General features: G+C 56.2%; 14 protein-coding genes. 5 read left to right on the forward strand and 9 right to left on the reverse strand.

Annotated elements, in window-relative coordinates; translation table 11 throughout:
• Nucleotides 1-112: 112 nt before the first annotated feature.
• The 3 genes from ACX9GU_RS05240 to ACX9GU_RS05250 all read right to left on the reverse strand — a co-directional run bounded on the left by ACX9GU_RS05240 (nucleotide 113) and on the right by ACX9GU_RS05250 (nucleotide 3,625).
• The gene (locus ACX9GU_RS05240) at nucleotides 113-1,846 is read right to left on the reverse strand and encodes an ABC transporter ATP-binding protein/permease (RefSeq protein ID WP_473194065.1); all 1,734 of its coding nucleotides are present in this window, start codon (nucleotides 1,844-1,846) and stop codon (nucleotides 113-115) included.
• A 237-nt stretch (nucleotides 1,847-2,083) separates the two neighbouring features.
• Nucleotides 2,084-2,722 carry a DsbA family protein gene (locus ACX9GU_RS05245; protein ID WP_473194066.1) on the reverse strand — a complete coding sequence of 213 codons (639 nt, stop codon included), beginning with the start codon at nucleotides 2,720-2,722 and terminating at the stop codon, nucleotides 2,084-2,086.
• Nucleotides 2,723-2,740: 18 nt separating this feature from the next.
• Entirely contained in the window at nucleotides 2,741-3,625 is an 885-nt protein-coding gene (locus ACX9GU_RS05250) for an MBL fold metallo-hydrolase (RefSeq protein ID WP_473194067.1), read from the reverse strand.
• Nucleotides 3,626-3,734: 109 nt separating this feature from the next.
• Between ACX9GU_RS05250 and ACX9GU_RS05255 the strand changes: the two genes are divergently transcribed.
• Nucleotides 3,735-4,643 (forward strand): LysR family transcriptional regulator, encoded by a 909-nt coding sequence (locus ACX9GU_RS05255; protein ID WP_473194068.1) that lies wholly within the window; start codon nucleotides 3,735-3,737, stop codon nucleotides 4,641-4,643.
• Here the strand turns inward: ACX9GU_RS05255 and ACX9GU_RS05260 are convergent.
• Nucleotides 4,640-5,563: a LysR family transcriptional regulator gene (locus tag ACX9GU_RS05260; RefSeq protein WP_473194069.1), complete on the reverse strand. Its 924-nt coding sequence runs from the start codon at nucleotides 5,561-5,563 to the stop codon at nucleotides 4,640-4,642. The genes ACX9GU_RS05255 and ACX9GU_RS05260 overlap by 4 nt on opposite strands.
• Before the next feature lie 122 nt (nucleotides 5,564-5,685).
• On the opposite strand from ACX9GU_RS05260, the gene lysA reads away from it, so the two are divergent.
• On the forward strand, nucleotides 5,686-6,942 hold the full coding sequence (lysA, locus tag ACX9GU_RS05265) for a diaminopimelate decarboxylase (protein ID WP_166733253.1): 1,257 nt from the start codon (nucleotides 5,686-5,688) through the stop codon (nucleotides 6,940-6,942).
• On the opposite strand, the gene ACX9GU_RS05270 is transcribed toward lysA, so the two are convergent.
• Nucleotides 6,939-7,946 carry a LacI family DNA-binding transcriptional regulator gene (locus ACX9GU_RS05270; protein WP_473194070.1) on the reverse strand — a complete coding sequence of 336 codons (1,008 nt, stop codon included), beginning with the start codon at nucleotides 7,944-7,946 and terminating at the stop codon, nucleotides 6,939-6,941. The genes lysA and ACX9GU_RS05270 overlap by 4 nt on opposite strands.
• A 182-nt stretch (nucleotides 7,947-8,128) precedes the next feature.
• Between ACX9GU_RS05270 and ACX9GU_RS05275 the strand changes: the two genes are divergently transcribed.
• Nucleotides 8,129-8,584, forward strand: coding sequence for a GNAT family N-acetyltransferase (locus ACX9GU_RS05275; RefSeq protein WP_473194071.1), 456 nt, complete (start codon nucleotides 8,129-8,131; stop codon nucleotides 8,582-8,584).
• Here ACX9GU_RS05275 and galR read toward each other — a convergent pair.
• A complete protein-coding gene (gene galR / locus ACX9GU_RS05280; protein ID WP_473194072.1) occupies nucleotides 8,581-9,600 on the reverse strand; it encodes an HTH-type transcriptional regulator GalR in 1,020 nt (339 codons plus the stop codon). The genes ACX9GU_RS05275 and galR overlap by 4 nt on opposite strands.
• Before the next feature lie 400 nt (nucleotides 9,601-10,000).
• On the opposite strand from galR, the gene aas reads away from it, so the two are divergent.
• Both aas and lplT read left to right on the forward strand, forming a co-directional pair.
• A complete protein-coding gene (gene aas, locus ACX9GU_RS05285) occupies nucleotides 10,001-12,154 on the forward strand; it encodes a bifunctional acyl-ACP--phospholipid O-acyltransferase/long-chain-fatty-acid--ACP ligase (protein ID WP_473194073.1) in 2,154 nt (717 codons plus the stop codon).
• Nucleotides 12,154-13,344 (forward strand): lysophospholipid transporter LplT, encoded by a 1,191-nt coding sequence (gene lplT, locus ACX9GU_RS05290; protein WP_024484276.1) that lies wholly within the window; start codon nucleotides 12,154-12,156, stop codon nucleotides 13,342-13,344. The genes aas and lplT overlap by 1 nt, the downstream gene beginning before the upstream one ends.
• A gap of 313 nt (nucleotides 13,345-13,657) precedes the next feature.
• Here the strand turns inward: lplT and ACX9GU_RS05295 are convergent, their stop codons facing one another.
• The 3 genes from ACX9GU_RS05295 to mutH all read right to left on the reverse strand — a co-directional run bounded on the left by ACX9GU_RS05295 (nucleotide 13,658) and on the right by mutH (nucleotide 15,920).
• Nucleotides 13,658-14,698, reverse strand: coding sequence for an NADP(H)-dependent aldo-keto reductase (locus ACX9GU_RS05295; RefSeq protein WP_021179864.1), 1,041 nt, complete (start codon nucleotides 14,696-14,698; stop codon nucleotides 13,658-13,660).
• Between the two features lie 196 nt (nucleotides 14,699-14,894).
• Nucleotides 14,895-15,113 (reverse strand): YgdI/YgdR family lipoprotein, encoded by a 219-nt coding sequence (locus ACX9GU_RS05300; protein WP_024484278.1) that lies wholly within the window; start codon nucleotides 15,111-15,113, stop codon nucleotides 14,895-14,897.
• Between the two features lie 126 nt (nucleotides 15,114-15,239).
• Nucleotides 15,240-15,920, reverse strand: coding sequence for a DNA mismatch repair endonuclease MutH (mutH, locus tag ACX9GU_RS05305; protein WP_021806136.1), 681 nt, complete (start codon nucleotides 15,918-15,920; stop codon nucleotides 15,240-15,242).
• Between the last annotated feature and the right edge of the window lie 642 nt (nucleotides 15,921-16,562).

Genomic DNA, 16,562 nt, shown 5'->3' on the forward strand with positions numbered 1-16,562 from the left:
CCAGATCCAAGGTGGATCAGTCGATGCTTATGAAGGGTCACGATACTTTCAGCAAAACTCGATCGGTTCCCTCTCCCTGTGGGAGAGGGTTAGGGTGAGGGGTATGTTGAGGCTAACTAGGTATCGGCAACGGGCTAAGCGCCATCTGGGCCGAGCCATGTTCGTCACGGCTGAAACGCCAGCAGGTCTGATGATATTTCGCCACGCTGTTGCGGTGTGCCACGCTGACCAGCGTGACCTCCGGCAGTTCGTCAACCAGCAGGCAATACATCAATTGCTCGGTTTCATCATCCAACGCGCTGGTGGCCTCATCCAGGAACAGCACATCCGGGCGGGTAAGGATCGCACGGGCAAACGCCAACCGCTGCTGCTCGCCCGGTGAAAGGCGATGGCTCCAGTTGGCGCTGGTATCCAGCCAGCGTTGCAGGTGCTTCAGCCGGCAGTTTTCCAGGACTTTCAACAACTGCTCATCGCTGTAGTCTTTATCCTGATGTGGATAGCTCAGCGCTTCACGCAGCGTACCGATCGGGATATAGCTGCGCTGCGGCAGGAACAGCGTAGTGAGATGTTTATCCAGGCCGATCTTACCAGAACCGTAAGGCCAAATCCCGGCAATCGCACGTAGCAGCGTAGATTTACCACAGCCAGAAGGGCCGACGACCAGCACGCGCTCGCCGCGTTGCAGCGTCATGGTTGCCGCACTTAACAGCGGCTGTCCATCGGGCAATGTCAGGCCAACATCGCGCAGCATTAGCGGTGAGTGGTCTTCCTGTTTCAGGCTGATGCCACGGGTCAGGTTATGGACTTCGTCCACCGCCGCGTTAAAGCCAGCCAGACGGTTAACGCAGGCTTTCCAGGTGGCCAGATTGGAAAACGCGTCGATAAACCACGACAGCGAGCCTTGCACCTGGCCAAACGCGGAGGAGATCTGCATCAGCCCACCCATCTGGATCGCACCGGAGAAATAGCGTGGTGCCGCCACCAGCAGCGGAAAGACAATGGCAAACTGGCCGTAGAAGTTGCTGGCGATATTTAGCCGCCGGGTGATGCGCATGATCGACCACCAGTTGCTGCGGATGGCTTCAAAGCGGTTACTTAGCTGCTGTTTTTCTCGTGGTTCACCGTGATACAGCGCTATGGCATCGTTATTTTCACGGATACGGATCAGCCCGAAACGGAAGTTCGCCTCATAGCGTTCCTGATTAAAGCCGAGCATAACCAGCGGCTTGCCGACCCACCAGATCAGCAACGATCCCAGCGCCGCATACAGCAGGGCAAACCACACCATATAACCGGGCAGGGTAATGGTATGTTGGGCGATCACAAAGGTCATCGGCCCGCTGATATGCCAGAGAATGGTAATAAACGAACAGAGCGTCACCAGGCTGGAGAGCAGGCCGAGCGACAAAGATAAGGTGTACTGGGTCAGGACGTTGAGATCGTCGGAGATACGTTGGTCGGGGTTATCGATAATCTGCTGCTGTTCGGTATGGTAATAGGCCTGGTGCGCCAGCCACTTGCCCATAAACTTTTCCGTCATCCAGCGCCGCCAGCGCATCTGTAGGCCCTGGGTCAGGTAGATCTTGTAGACCGCCAGCACGATGAAAGCCAACGCCAGATAGGTAAAGCGCCACAGTTGGGCTTTGAATACCGGATAGTTTTTATTCTGCAGGGCATCGTAGAACACCTGGTTCCACTGGTTGATCAGCACGCTGATATAGACCAGCCCCAGGGATAGGCCAACGATGGCGATCAGCATCGCCCAGGCGCGCCATTTTTCTTCCGAAACCCAAAAGGGTTTGATCAACTGCCAGACGGCCCGTTTTTGTGTGGTGCTCGTGTTCATGAAAATCCAGAAGGTATCGTTTTCTTCTAGCATGGGCACGAGGCTGGTAACAAACAAACCGCCACATGTAAGCAGTTTTGACGTGGTTCATTATTTGCAATACAGCGGAGATAAAACGAGCGCAAGCAACGTTGAGTAGCGTAAGGCGAGGGCGTCTTTGGCGCGGCGGTAAATCACAACACAAAATGAAATTGTTACAACTATGTTCGGGGCGAACATGTGTTCGCCCCGACAGATTTATTTCACGGCATCTTTCAGCAAGGCTTTCCAGCCTTCAACATTCCCCAAATACTCCTGCACGGGGATCTGGGATAGCCGCCCTTGATTATCCTCCAGGGCAAAGGTTGGGAAGCCATGTCCACGGACTTTGGCGAGCAGGGCGCGGCTGTCGGCAATATGCTGTGCCGTTGGCGCGCCGCTGTTCAAACGCATCTCGGCAATAAAGGCAGCAGGATCCAGGCCCAACTCTTTCGCCAGCGCTTCCAACACCGGCGTATCGGCAATACGTCGTCCTTCCCGGTAGTGAGCTTCCTGAATGCGGTGCAGCATATCCAGGCCCCTTCCGGCGAGTTGTTCAGCGGCCAGGATCGCGACTATCGGCGGCTCAGAGTCCATCACCGCCGTGGTGTCACGCAGTAGTCCGTTGAAATAACCGTCGCCGAAGGGCTGGCCGGTTAGCTCGGCAATCCGTTTATCATGCGGCATCACGTAATTGCGCCATTCCTCGTTGATGGTTCGGCGGGCATTGCCGGTCATCATGCCACCGGCGTGCAGGGCAACGGCCAGGCCTGGAATAGCCTGCGCAGCCTTGGCCAGCGGGGCTGCACCGTAACACCAGCCGCACAGCGGATCGAAAATGTAATGCAGGGTCGTCATGTTTTTGCTCCTACCGTTTTACTGCGGCCACTTCATTTCGCCTTTCAGCACCTTGGCGCTCAGTTCCAGGCTGGAACCATCTTGCAGCTTTGGATAGTGCTGCTGCATGGCCGCGATCAATTCTGCGGAGTTCTTGGTTTTTGGCAACTCGCTTTCTAGCGTGGTCAGGTAATTGTGGGTAAAGGTCACCGACTCCAGCGTTTGTGCCGCTCCCGGCAGGAAGTGCCCCGGAACCACCACCTGCGGTTTCAGCGCCTTGATGCTTTCCAGCGTTTGCTGCCAATGAGCACGTGACTCGACGGTCTGATTATCCGCAATCCACGGATGAATATTGTCACCGGCTACCGGTACGCCACCCACCACGGCTTTCAACGATGGGATCCACACAAAGGTGCGGTCTGGCGTTGGGCCATTGAGGCCTTTCACTTCGACCTGCTGGCCATCGATGCTAAAGCTGCTGCCCTGCAACGGCTGCGGCACGATCACGGTTTTCGGTGCATTCTCCTTCAGGATCGGCCCCCAATAGGCGAGTTTACCTGCCTGGGTCGCATTGATCGCTTTGATCGTTTCCGGTGAAGCAATGATATTTGCCTCTGGGAAGGCGGCTTTGATCACGTCCAGGCCGAAATAGAAATCCGGATCCGAATGGCTGATATAGACCGTGGTCAGCTTCTTACCGGTGGCCTTGATCTTTTTCACCAGCTCCTGCGCGTCGTTACGCTGGAATTGGGCATCGATCAGCGCCACTTCGTGTGGGCCGCTGACAATCTCGGAAGAGACCGGGAAAACGCTCTTTTCGCCTGGGTTGTACACTTCCAGGGTCAACGTATTAGCCGCATTGGCGAAGGTACTGAATGAAACGAAGCCGGTTACGGCCAGGGTCAGTAATGATTTCTTGAACATGTGCAGGTGCCTTTTGGGTATTTGTTATCGTTGGCCAGATGATAGGTTGCATAGAACGAGAGAAAAACCGGATAATAAGCAATTATTCATTGCGCAAATCGAGCGAATCATGGATCGCATTACCGCTGCAGAAGTTTTTGTCACTATCGTCGAACGCGGCAGCATGATTGCGGCAGCGGATACCTTGGCTATATCGCGGGCGATGGTGACGCGCTATCTGGCGCAGATGGAACAATGGGCTGGGGCGCGGCTGTTGCACCGTACTACGCGCAGGCTCAGCCTGACCGATGCCGGGGAGCGCACCTTGGAACGTTGCCGCCAAATGCTGGCGGTAGCGAAAGATATCGATCTGGTGGAAAACGAGCAGAGTGACGATTTACGCGGCCTGTTGCGCATCAGCTGCTCGCAATCGCTTGGCCAAACGGCGGTGGTGGGGGCGGTGGCGCAGTATCTGAAGCGTCATCCTCAGGTTGCGGTGGATCTGCAAATGGATAACCGGGCGGTCAATCTGGTGGAAGAACGGATCGACCTGGCGTTACGCATCACCAATGAACTGGATCCTAATCTGATTGCCCGGCCGCTTTCCAACTGCGCTTCAGTGATCTGTGCGTCTCCAGCCTATCTGGCCGCTCATGGCACCCCGCGTCACCCGCAGGATTTAGCCCTGCACAACTGCCTGACCTACTCCTACTTTGGTAAAAGCCTGTGGCACTTTGATGAGCAAGGCGTGAAGTCGGCGGTGGCGGTCAGTGGCAACCTCAGCGCCAACGAGTCGGTGGTGCTGTTGGCAGGAACGCTGCAAGGGGCGGGGATTTCCATGCAGCCTTACTATTCCGCTGCGCCACTGTTGGCAAAGGGGGAGTTGGTGGAACTGCTGCCGGGGTATCTGTCACAGACGATGGGGATCTACGGCATTTATACCTCGCGCCGCCAAATGCCCGCCACGTTGCGTACCATGCTGGATTTCCTGGTGGAATGGTTTGCCACCGATCCTGGCTGGCGTGCCACGCTGCGCTAGCGTTGGATCACCGAAGCGAGGCGGGCGGGCAACCGTTGCGCCTGCTGCTGCAAGTGCTGCACAAAGGCGGTGACCAGCGCGGAAGAGGGGCGGTGCAGCGGGCGGATCAGGCTCACGGTAAACGGCACCTCGACGCTGAAGGGCCGCACATGAACGCCATTATTGGCGTAATCCAACGCGGTCAGTGGGTTGACGATCGAGATGCCGACTCCGGCCTTGACCATCGCACAGACCGAAGCGGCGCTGTGGGTCTCCATCACCATCCGGCGCTCGATGCCTTGTTCATGGAACAATGCATCCAGCAGTTGCCGATAGCTGTCGGTGCTCGACAGGCTGATAAAGTTTTCTGCGTTGAAGTCCTGCGGCGTCAGCGTGCTTTTCGCAAGCAATGGGTGCCCGGCAGGCAGCACACACACTTCATTCATTGTCATCAGCGTCATGCGCTCGGTGCCAGCGGGCGTCAGGGTATTCTCCGTCAGGCCCAGATCGTGGCGCTGTGCCGAAAGCCATTCTTCCAGCAACGGTGACTCCTGCGGGATCACGCTGAAGCTCACTTCCGGGTAACGATCGACAAAAGGTTTGCACACGGCAGGCAGCAGCGATTGGGAAAACACCGGCAGACAGGCAATGGAAAGCTGCGCCTGCTGGAATTGCCGGATACCTGCCGCTGCATTCTTGATGCGATCCAGGCCGTAATAAGAGCGCTGCACTTCTTCAAACAGCCGCAAGCCTTGCACCGTGGGGTAAAGGCGACCACGTACGCGGTCAAACAGTTGCAGTTGGATCAGCTTCTCGAAGCGGGCCAGTTCGCGGCTGACGGTCGGTTGTGAAGTTTGCAGCAGCGCCGCCGCTTCAGTCAGATTGCCGGTGGTCATCACCGCGTGGAAAATCTCAATCTGGCGTAGGGTAATGGCATACATGGCGAAACTCCACGGAGAGGGAAAGCCATATCATAAATGAATAGACTGTGGCGAAATAGATATTTTTCACACCGAGGCCGCTGCGGCATGATGGTGGAAAATTTGATTATGGGAACCGAACCATGCCACGCGCCTTGAACGATACCTCTACCGCCCTGAACGCCGCCAATCTGCTGGCGCTGCCCCAACGCTTTGGTTGCCCGGTCTGGGCCTATGATGCAGATATCATCAGCCAGCGTATCAGCCAGTTGCAGCACTTTGACGTGATCCGCTTTGCCCAGAAAGCCTGCTCGAATATTCATATTCTGCGCCTGATGCGCGAGCAGGGCGTCAAGGTGGATTCGGTGTCGCTGGGTGAGATTGAGCGCGCGTTAAAAGCCGGTTTTGAGCCGGGTGGCGAGGATATTGTATTTACCGCCGACGTGCTGGATCACGCCACGCTGGCGCGCGTCAGCGAATTGAAAATCCCGGTCAACGCTGGTTCTATCGATATGCTGGAACAGCTTGGCCAAGTGTCTGCCGGGCATCCGGTGTGGCTACGCATCAACCCTGGTTTTGGCCACGGCCATAGCCAGAAAACCAATACCGGCGGTGAAAACAGCAAGCACGGTATCTGGTATGCCGATCTGCCGCAGGCGGTCGCCAAGGTCCAGCAATACGGACTGAAACTGATCGGGCTGCATATGCACATCGGTTCCGGGGTGGATTACCAGCACCTGGAGCGCGTGTGTGATGCCATGGTGCAGCAGGTGATTGCCCTGGGGCAGGACATTACGGCGATTTCCGCCGGTGGCGGCCTTTCTATCCCTTATCAGCAAGGGGAAGAGGCGATTAATACCGAACACTATTACGGCCTGTGGAACCGTGCACGTGAGCGAGTTGCCGCACATCTGGGCCATCCGGTGAAGTTGGAAATCGAGCCGGGGCGTTTCCTGATGGCGGAAGCGGGCGTGCTGGTGGCCGAAGTGCGTTCGGTAAAACAGATGGGCAGCCGCCACTTTGTTCTGGTAGACGCTGGGTTCAACGATCTGATGCGTCCGGCGATGTATGGCAGCTATCACCATATCTCCCTACTGCCTGCCGACGGCCGCAATACTGATCATCAACCGCTGCAAGACACCGTGATTGCCGGGCCGCTGTGTGAGTCAGGGGATGTGTTTACCCAGCAGGCGGGTGGCGGTATTGAAACCCGTCCGTTGCCGCAGGTGCGGGTCGGGGATTATCTGGTGTTCCATGACACCGGGGCCTATGGCTCGTCGATGTCCTCCAACTACAACAGCCGCCCGCTGCTGCCGGAAGTGCTGTTTGAAAACGGTGAGCCACGGCTGATCCGTCGCCGTCAGACGATTGAAGAATTGATCGGGCTGGAGTTAATTTAAGCGTAGGGGCCAGGTATCACGGACTCACGCAGTTTTAACTCACCGACAAACGGCGTTAGCGGTTGTAGCGCTTCGCCGTTGATCAGACGCAGGGCTTGGGCGATCGCCGCTTCGATCATCGCGTCGATCGGCAGGTAGACGGTGGACAACGCCGGTTGCAGATAGGCGGCGCTTGGTTCATCGTCGAAACCAAACAGCGAAACGTCCTCAGGCAGGCGTTTGCCAGCCTGGTGCAGGGCCTTCATCGCGCCGATGGCCATATCATCGTTGCTGGCAAACAGCGCGCTGAATGAGTTGCCGCTAGCCAGCAGTGCCTTACAGCTGAGGTATCCGCCGGGTACGCTGCTGTCGCCGTTGGTGATCAAGGCATCATTGAACGCAACCTGGTGGTGTTCCAACGCCTGACGATAACCCGCCAAACGGGATTGGGCGGTGGGTGTATCAATAGGCCCGGTGATGCAGGCGATCTCACGGTGCCCTTGACGGATCAGGTAATCCACCACGTTGAAGGCGGCCTGTTGCTGTTCGAAGAATACGCAGCGTTCAGGAGCCTGTGGCAGATCGCGGTTAATCACCATCACCGGAACCGGCAGGGTTTCCAGCAGCTCCATCAGGGCGTTTTCGCTCATAAAGCGGGTGTACAGAATAATGGCGTCGCAGCGGCGATCCGCCAGCAACCTTACCGCCTGTAATTCATCTTCTGGCGTGTCGTGGCCGTCGGTGACGATCAGGTGCTTGCCGCTGGCTTCGATCAGTTTGGCGGCCTGGCGCAATAAGCGGCCAAAGTAGGGGCCGTCAAAATTGGACACTACCAGCCCAATGCTGTTGGAGCTTTTATTGGCCAGCGATTGAGCGAGAAAGTTTGGCCGGTAGCCCAGCTCATCCATTGCCTTGAATACCGCATCGCGCGTGCTCTTCTTCACCTGGCCGGTGCCATTTAAAACGCGGGAAACCGTGGCTTTGGACACCCCTGCGCGCATGGAAACATCCAACATGGTGATCATCAATGGCTAACCTCTTCCAACGTCCGCTGCGGTAAATAGTGCTGAGTCTAGCATAGGGTTAGATCGGGTCGAACATGTTCGACCCCTACAAATTCAGCAACCTATGTTGTTGGGGCACCCATGCATTGATTGGCGTACACTGACGGTGCTGGCGTTTAAGGCATTTTTCCGAGGGGATTAGCGTGTTTCGTATTGAGCATCTGGCGGACTATCCGCAGCATCAGCAACAGGTTATCGACTGGCAGTGGCAGGCGTTTGGCAGCGAAAACAGCCGGGCATTCTTTGCCAGCGTGGTGGCCAGCAGCCTGCGGCATGAAGGTTTGCCGATCACCTTTGTCGCGCTGTTGGATGACAAGCCGGTGGGTACCGTGGGGCTGTGGCGCTGTGATTTGATCAGCCGCCAGGATTTAACGCCGTGGCTGGCCGCGCTTTACGTTGAAGAGAGCCAGCGCGGCAGCGGGCTGGGGTTGCAGCTCCAGCAATATGTGCAGGAGTACAGCCGCCAAGCCGGGTTCAAGGAGCTGTATCTGTACGCCGAGTTTAGCGGTTATTACGAACGCCATGGCTGGCAGCACATCGGCGAGGCGCTGGAGTACCCGGATCGTCCCGTACGCCTCTACCACCGCCGACTAGATTAGCTCTGATCGAAAGCGTTATTGATGCTGGCGACCGAATGGCGGCGTACCAGCGTCGGGCTGAACATATTGGTGATCTCCGGTAGCGGCTGGTTGTTGGCCAACGCTAATGCCAGCTCTGCTGCTTGCGTCGCCATCGCCACCACCGGGTAGCGGACAGTAGTCAGGCGTGGGCGCAGATAGCGCGAAATCAGCACGTCGTCAAAACCAATCAGCGAAATCTGGCCCGGAACGTCCACGCTGTTATCACTGAGCACCGAAAGCGCCCCGGCGGCCATCGGATCGTTATAGCAGGTGATGGCGGTAAACTGCTTACCACGGCCCAGCAACTCGGTCATGGCCTGCTCGCCGCCAATCTCATCCGGCTTGCCGTAGGCAACCAGCTTTTCATCCACCGCAATACCGTGTTCTTCCAATGCATCCAGGTAACCCTGCAGTCGATCGGCAGCATCTGAAATCTGGTGGTTGGAGCAGATGAAGGCGATCCGCTGGTGGCCCTGCTGGATCAGATGGCGGGTGGCCAGCCAGGCACCGTAGCGATCGTCAAGCGCTACGCAGCGGGGCTCAAACCCAGGCAGCGTACGGTTGATCAGCACCATGCCTGGGATCTGACGCATCCAGACGGTCAGCTCATCGTCGGTCAGCTTCTTGGCATGCACCACCAGGGCCGCACAGCGATGGCGCACCAGTTGCTCAATGGCCTGGCGCTCTTTTTCGGCATTGTGGTAACCGTTACCAATCAGCAGAAAATTATGCGTGGCGTAGGCCACCTGCTCGACGGCTTTTACCATGGCGCCAAAGAAGGGATCGGAAACGTCAGAGACAATCAGGCCCAGGGTTTCGGTGGATTGCTGTGCCAGCGCACGGGCATTGGCGTTGGGGTGATACTGCAATCCCTCCATGGCGGCTAGCACGGCGGTCCGTGAACTTTCACTGGCTTTTGGGGAGTTATTTATTACGCGGGACACCGTGGCGACGGAAACACCCGCCAGCCTGGCAACATCCTTAATCGTGGCCATATCTGCAACACTTCCTGGGTAATCGCTTACATCCCTCAGTTTTGCGGAAAAAACCGGGGGCCGCAAGGGGCGGTATAGCTAACTTGTGGCAGCCGTTGCAGAAATACCCGTCGCAGCATTAAAGAAACCAAAAGAATAACCATGTCTATCAAAGGCAAAACTACATCGCTGGTTACACTTTGCGCCTGACTGTTGCGATTGGCCGCTGGCGAGAGTTTGGCGTGGCGGGGTAAATTGACTGTCCCAGAGGTATTGATTGGTGAGCAATCGGCATACTCTGTATGTTGAAGCCATTTTCAATTGCACCAACCTACGCGGATGCGTAGGTTTTTTTTTGCCTGCCGTATAGTATTCTTCCCTCAGACCATTTTTAAGGCCATCAACCCCGAGGGAGAGTGGGATGATATATACCGTGTTACGTGCACTGTTTCGCCTGTTGTTTCGTGTTCGTGTCGAAGGCGACGCCAAGCATTTTGAGCAACAGAAACTGCTGATCACCCCGAATCACGTTTCTTTCATGGATGGCGCGCTGCTGGCGTTGTTCTTACCGATCAAACCGGTGTTTGCCGTTTACTCCAGCATTTCCGAACGTTGGTTTATGCGCTGGTTGAAGCCTTATATCGATTTTGTGCCACTGGATCCCACCAAGCCGATGGCCATCAAGCATCTGGTGCGCATGGTTGAACAGGGCAGGCCGATCGTGGTGTTCCCGGAAGGGCGCATTACGGTAACCGGCTCATTGATGAAGGTCTACGATGGGGCGGCCTTTATCGCCGCCAAATCTGGCGCCACCATCGTGCCGGTACGTATCGATGGCCCGGAGTTCAGCGTGTTTGGCCGTATGGCCGGGGTGTATAAACTCCGCGCCTTCCCACAGACCACCATCAGCATTCTGCCGCCAACCACGTTACCGATGCCAGAGGCGCCAAAAGCCAGTCAACGCCGGCAGTTGGCCGGTGACAGGCTGCATCAGATCATGATGCAGGCGCGCATGGATACCCTCAAACCGCAAACCCTGTTCGGCGCGCTGTTGGCCGCGCAGCATCGTTATGGCCGCTTCAAGCCCTGCATCGAAGACATAGGTTTCAAGGAAGACAGCTATCATACGCTGCTTAAAAAATCGCTGGGCGTCAGCCGCATCCTGGAGCGCTTTACCGCGCCGAAAGAGCATGTTGGCCTGCTGTTGCCCAATGCCACTATTACCGCTGCCGCCATCTTTGGCGCTTCATTGCGGGGCCGTATTCCGGCGATGCTCAATTACACCGCCGGGGTGAATGGGCTGAAAAGCGCGATGACCGCGGCCACCATTAAAACCATCGTCACCTCGCGCCAGTTCCTGGAAAAGGGTAAGTTGACTCACCTGCCAGAGCAGGTGCCGGAAGCCAACTGGGTCTATCTGGAAGATTTGAAAGATACCGTCACCCGCGACGACAAGCTGTGGATCCTGCGTCACCTGTTCCAGCCACATCGGGCAATGGTGCCGCAGCAGCCAGAAGATGCGGCGCTGATCCTGTTTACCTCCGGCTCGGAAGGCCATCCGAAGGGCGTGGTGCATTCCCATGCCAGCCTGCTGGCCAACGTGGAGCAGATCCGAACCATTGCGGATTTCACCCCGCGCGATCGCTTTATGTCCTCGCTGCCGCTGTTCCACTCTTTCGGCCTGACTGTCGGGTTGATCACCCCGTTGATGACCGGTAGCCGGGTATTCCTCTACCCAAGCCCGCTGCATTACCGCGTGGTGCCGGAACTGGTCTATGACCGCAACTGCACCGTGCTGTTTGGGACAGCGACCTTCCTCAACAACTACGCCCGTTTCGCCCATCCTTACGATTTTGCCCGCCTGCGCTATGTGGTGGCCGGGGCCGAGAAGCTGGCCGAAAGCACCAAACAGATTTATCAGGACAAATACGGCATTCGTATTTTAGAAGGCTACGGCGTTACGGAGTGCGCTCCGGTGGTGTCGATCAACGTGCCCCTGGCGGTCAAAGTTGGCACCGTAGGCCGCATTATGCCGAAGATGGAAGCACGTTTGATCAAGATGGCCGGGATCGATAACGGCGGCCGTCTGCAATTGAAAGGCCCTAACATCATGAAGGGCTACCTGCGGGTTGAACGCCCAGGCGAACTGGAAACTCCGGCAGCCGAGGACGAAAACGGCGTGTTGCAAGCTGGCTGGTACGATACCGGTGATATTGTCAGCTTCGACGAACAGGGCTATTGCACCATTCGTGGCCGCGTGAAGCGCTTTGCCAAACTGGCGGGGGAAATGATCTCGCTGGAGAGCGTGGAACAGTTGGCGGTGCGCCTGTCACCGGAAGGGCTGCATGCGGCCACGGTGAAAAGCGACAGCAGCAAAGGCGAAGCGCTGGTGTTGTTCACCAACGACGCCAGCATTACCCGTGATAGCTTGCTGCGGGTGGCTCGTGAGCAGGGTACCCCGGAGCTGGCGGTGCCGCGTGATATTCGCCTGGTGAAGGCGTTGCCGTTACTGGGCAGCGGCAAACCGGATTTCGTTACTTTGCGCCAAATGGCTGAACAGCCGGAGAAGGCATAATGAATGCAACTGATTCCCCACTGCTGTCACGTTCGATGATCGCGGTGATCTGTGCCCAGTTTCTCTCGGCCTTCGGCGATAACGCCTTGCTGTTTGCTACCCTGGCGCTGATCAAACAGCAAATGTACCCCGATTGGAGCCAACCGATACTGCAAATGGCCTTCGTGGCTACCTATATCATCCTGGCTCCGTTTGTGGGCCAAATCGCCGACAGCTTCTCCAAAGGCCGGGTGATGATGGTCGCCAACGGCTTGAAGCTGGCAGGTGCGCTGGTGATCTGCTTTGGGCTGAACCCGTTCCTGGGCTATACCCTGGTCGGCATCGGGGCGGCGGCTTATTCACCGGCGAAGTACGGCATCCTGGGTGAGATTACCAGCGGCGATAAGCTGGTGAAGGCCAATGGGTTGATGGAAGCTTCCACCATTGCCGCCATCCTGGTGGGCTCGGTAGCCGGTGGCATGTTGGCAGACTGGCATATTGTGGCTGCACTGGCGGTGTGTGCCGTGGTTTACGGCGCGGCAGTCGTTGCCAACCTGTATATCCCGCGCTTGCCTGTTGCCCATAAGGTGGCCTCCTGGCACCCGCGCGTCATGGGGAGCACTTTCTTCAACGCTTGCGTGGTGCTGTGGCGCGATGGGCAAACCCGTTTCTCACTGATTGGTACCAGCCTGTTCTGGGGCGCTGGGGTTACCCTGCGCTTCCTGCTGGTGCTGTGGGTGCCGGTAGCGCTGGGCATTAGCGATAACGCCACGCCAACCATGCTCAACGCGATGGTGGCAATAGGTATCGTGGTCGGGGCCGGGGCGGCAGCCCGCTTTGTGACGCTGGAAACCGTTAAGCGCTGTATGCCTGCCGGGATCCTGATCGGCATCGCCGTGGCCTTCTTTGCCGTGCAAACCAGCATGCTGAATGCTTATGGCGTGCTGCTGGTGATTGGTGTGCTGGGTGGCTTCTTTGTGGTGCCGCTGAATGCGCTGTTGCAAGAGCGGGGCAAACGCTCCGTTGGGGCGGGGAACGCCATTGCGGTACAGAACCTGGGTGAAAACACCGCCATGTTGCTGATGCTTGGCCTTTACTCTTTGGTGGTCAAATTAGGCGTACCGGTGATCGGCGTCGGGATCGGTTTTGGCGTCGTGTTCGGCCTTGCCATCACCGTACTGTGGATATCTCAATTCCGCTCGAAAGCCTAAACATGGTCCCCTCACCCCAACCCTCTCCCACAGGGAGAGGGAGCTGGAATGGTGTCGTAATCAGGTAGCGTGCTCAATAAAAAAGAGCTGATTCAGTGCGGTGGTCAGGTAGCGTACTCAATAAAAAAGAGCTGATTCAGTGCGGTGGGCAGGTAGCGTACTCAATAAAAAAGAGCTGATTCGGTGCGGTGGTCAGGTAGCGTACTCAATAAAAGAAAGCTGATTCGGTGCGGTAGTCAGGTAGATTTCTGCAACCGAAATCGCACTCGATCGGTCCCCTCTCCCTGTGGGAGAGGGTTAGGGTGAGGGGCAATTATGGTGCTGGAATGGTGAAGCGGCTGTGGATCTCTTCCAGAGCCTGCAACACTTCCTCGTTCAGCACCACGTCAAAACTGTCGATATTTATCTTCAACTGCTCCAGCGTGGTGGCACCCAGCAAGGTGCTGGCAACGAACGGCTGCTGGCGCACGAATGCCAATGCCATCTGTGAAGGGTCCAGACCGTGCTTTTTCGCCAGCGCCACGTATTCGGCGATCGCCGCCTGGCTCTGGGCGGAAGAGTAGCGGGTAAAGCGGCTGAACAGGGTGTTGCGCGCCCCGGCCGGTTTGGCACCGTTGAGATATTTGCCGGACAGCGTACCGAAGGCCAGGCTGGAATAGGCTAACAGTTCGATACCCTCATGTTGGCTAATCTCTGCCAGACCAATCTCAAAGCTGCGGTTTAACAGACTGTAGGGATTCTGGATCGATACGATGCGCGGCAGTTCGTGTTTTTCTGCCAGTTGCAGGTAACGCATCACGCCCCAAGGGGTTTCGTTAGAGACGCCGATATAGCGAATTTTGCCGGCGCGGACCTGCTCGGTTAGCGCTTCCAGGGTTTCCAACAGCGGGATGGTGGCTTTCTCATCGGTGTACTGATAATTGAGCTTGCCGAAACAGTTGGTGGTGCGCTGCGGCCAGTGTAGCTGGTACAGATCCAGATAATCGGTATTTAACCGTTTCAGGCTGGCATCCAGGGCGGCGCGGATATTTTTGCGATCCAACGCCTGCTGTGGGCGGATCCCAGCATCATTACCCCGGATCGGCCCGGAGACCTTGCTTGCCAGCACGATTTTATCGCGGTTGCCGCGCGCTTTGATCCAACTGCCAATGTATTGCTCTGTCAGCCCCTGGGTTTCCGGGCGCGGCGGCACTGGATACATCTCTGCGGTATCAATCAGGTTGATGCCAGCGGCTAATGCATAATCCAGCTGTGCGTGGGCATCGGCTTCGCTGTTTTGTTCGCCAAAGGTCATGGTGCCCAGTCCCAGCACGCTCACTTCTAAAGAACTGTGGGGAATACGGTGGTATTGCATTAACGGCCTTCCTTCAATGTTAGCGCTTACGGGCGTGATGCCCGGTAAAACAGAAGCCAGAGATCCAACGGCGTAACACGCCTTACTTGACTATAACCAAGCTAAGAAGATGGTGAAAGAGGAATATAACTGCCGGGGGTAGGGCTAAACCCCTGATTGATAATCCGTCAGGGGTCAGGATGGTGCGGGGCTGGGATCAACGCTCGATAACCTGCGAGACCCGATCGCCGTTAATCTGGCGCTGGTTGCCTTGCTCGTCCTGATAGCTGATCAGGCCGGTATCCTTATCGATTTTAGGCTTACCCTGCGTGAGGATCATATTGCCATCTTTGGTGGCCATCACATAGTCGCTGGAACAGCCTGCTAATCCGGCGACCATCATCAGGGCGGAAATAGCCATTACCCACTTTTTCATGCCGAACACCTTATATACCTGGATTAATTGTCTTAATAGAGTAGCAAACTCTGCCAAAGATGGCTTTCGGACGTATCCCATCTGTGTAAGGAGAAATGACGGTGAAATCAGGGGGCGCAGTGCTAATCAAAGCGTAAAGTGCCTGGCCAGCAGCGCCCGGGTGAAGTTTTTCTTCAGATAGAAGCCGCGCGGCAAGGTGAGGATCGGTTGGCCCTGTTCGCCGGTGGCTTCGGTCAGTGCCTTGTTGTTGGCCGCTTTTGGCCGCAGCTGTAGCACTTCGCCATGGCGGGCAGTGATCCGCTCAACCTGGCCGAGCACGATAAGATCCATCAGTTCTTCCCAATCCCGGCGCAGCATCTCGGTTTCTTCCTGATTGGGCTGCCACAGCAGCGGGGAACCTACGCGGCGCTGTGCCAATGGGATTTGTCGTTCACCCTCCACCGGGATCCACAGCACGCGTGCCAGCTTGTGGCGTACGTGGCTGCTTTCCCAAGTGACGCCGCTATTGCCTGTCAGTGGGGCTACGCAGACGAAAGTGGTTTCCAGCGGGTTACCGGCGGCGTCGACCGGGATGGTTTTCAACTCAATGCCCAGCTCTGGGAAATCCTGTTCAGGCTTGCTGCCCGCCATGGCGCCCAGATAGAGCTCCAGCAGCATGCCGACCCAACCTTTATCCCGTTTGAGATCCTTGGGAATGCTGACCTGGGCACGAGCTGCCAGTTCACCAAGGTTAAAGCCAGCCAGCGCCTGGGCACGGGCTAATAATTGCTGCTCGTTTTCTGGCGGCAGCGGGGATAAACACGCCATAAATCAGACCTATGCATTATGGTTAAAAAATGTACCGAATTTACTCACAGCCTTAAAAGGGAAAAGCAGGCTGGGGAAAACAACAATAGTAGCATGATTTTGCATGACTTTTTGGCTACCCAATCGCGGTAGAAAAATTTCAATGCGGGGTTGTGCACCTGTAGCCACCGACAATAAACAGGATCTTACACCTATTTATCCACAGATTTCTGGGATAACCCAACTTTTTGCCGATCACTGGTTTGATTTACAGCCTTGACGCGGGGCATTTTTTACGAATTTGGCGGTTTTATAGGTCACTGGGTATAATAATCTGTGGATAAAAACCGCATTGGTTGATCTTTCGCCAGAGAAAGATCCAAAGCGTGCATAGATCACATTTTTACCCTGTTCATAACTGTGTTTAAGTTATTATTACATTGTATTTAAAGGAATAATAAAAAATTAAAAATACGGCGGATTTTAAGTTCAATCGAGTTTTCCCGGCTTATCCCTAGAGTTCTTCACACACCTATCCACAGAAAAAGTGAATAAAACCGCCCTGGAATCGCGTTACATGTTTATAACTTTGCCATTATCTGTGAGTTATCCCAATGTTATCCGTACGACGGCGCTGCAAAGCAGTGGTTTACCGCCTGTGGC

The sequence above is a fragment of the Serratia sp. K1WW1 genome (assembly GCF_055790865.1).

What these genes read in the sequence shown, in the direction of transcription:
- ACX9GU_RS05240 (WP_473194065.1), bottom strand. Translation starts at nt 1,846, where the DNA reads ATGAACACGAGCACCACACAAAAACGGGCCGTCTGGCAGTTGATCAAA.
- ACX9GU_RS05245 (WP_473194066.1), bottom strand. Translation starts at nt 2,722, where the DNA reads ATGACGACCCTGCATTACATTTTCGATCCGCTGTGCGGCTGGTGTTAC.
- ACX9GU_RS05250 (WP_473194067.1), bottom strand. Translation starts at nt 3,625, where the DNA reads ATGTTCAAGAAATCATTACTGACCCTGGCCGTAACCGGCTTCGTTTCA.
- ACX9GU_RS05255 (WP_473194068.1), top strand. Translation starts at nt 3,735, where the DNA reads ATGGATCGCATTACCGCTGCAGAAGTTTTTGTCACTATCGTCGAACGC.
- ACX9GU_RS05260 (WP_473194069.1), bottom strand. Translation starts at nt 5,563, where the DNA reads ATGTATGCCATTACCCTACGCCAGATTGAGATTTTCCACGCGGTGATG.
- lysA (WP_166733253.1), top strand. Translation starts at nt 5,686, where the DNA reads ATGCCACGCGCCTTGAACGATACCTCTACCGCCCTGAACGCCGCCAAT.
- ACX9GU_RS05270 (WP_473194070.1), bottom strand. Translation starts at nt 7,946, where the DNA reads ATGATCACCATGTTGGATGTTTCCATGCGCGCAGGGGTGTCCAAAGCC.
- galR (WP_473194072.1), bottom strand. Translation starts at nt 9,600, where the DNA reads ATGGCCACGATTAAGGATGTTGCCAGGCTGGCGGGTGTTTCCGTCGCC.
- aas (WP_473194073.1), top strand. Translation starts at nt 10,001, where the DNA reads ATGATATATACCGTGTTACGTGCACTGTTTCGCCTGTTGTTTCGTGTT.
- lplT (WP_024484276.1), top strand. Translation starts at nt 12,154, where the DNA reads ATGAATGCAACTGATTCCCCACTGCTGTCACGTTCGATGATCGCGGTG.
- ACX9GU_RS05295 (WP_021179864.1), bottom strand. Translation starts at nt 14,698, where the DNA reads ATGCAATACCACCGTATTCCCCACAGTTCTTTAGAAGTGAGCGTGCTG.
- ACX9GU_RS05300 (WP_024484278.1), bottom strand. Translation starts at nt 15,113, where the DNA reads ATGAAAAAGTGGGTAATGGCTATTTCCGCCCTGATGATGGTCGCCGGA.
- mutH (WP_021806136.1), bottom strand. Translation starts at nt 15,920, where the DNA reads ATGGCGTGTTTATCCCCGCTGCCGCCAGAAAACGAGCAGCAATTATTA.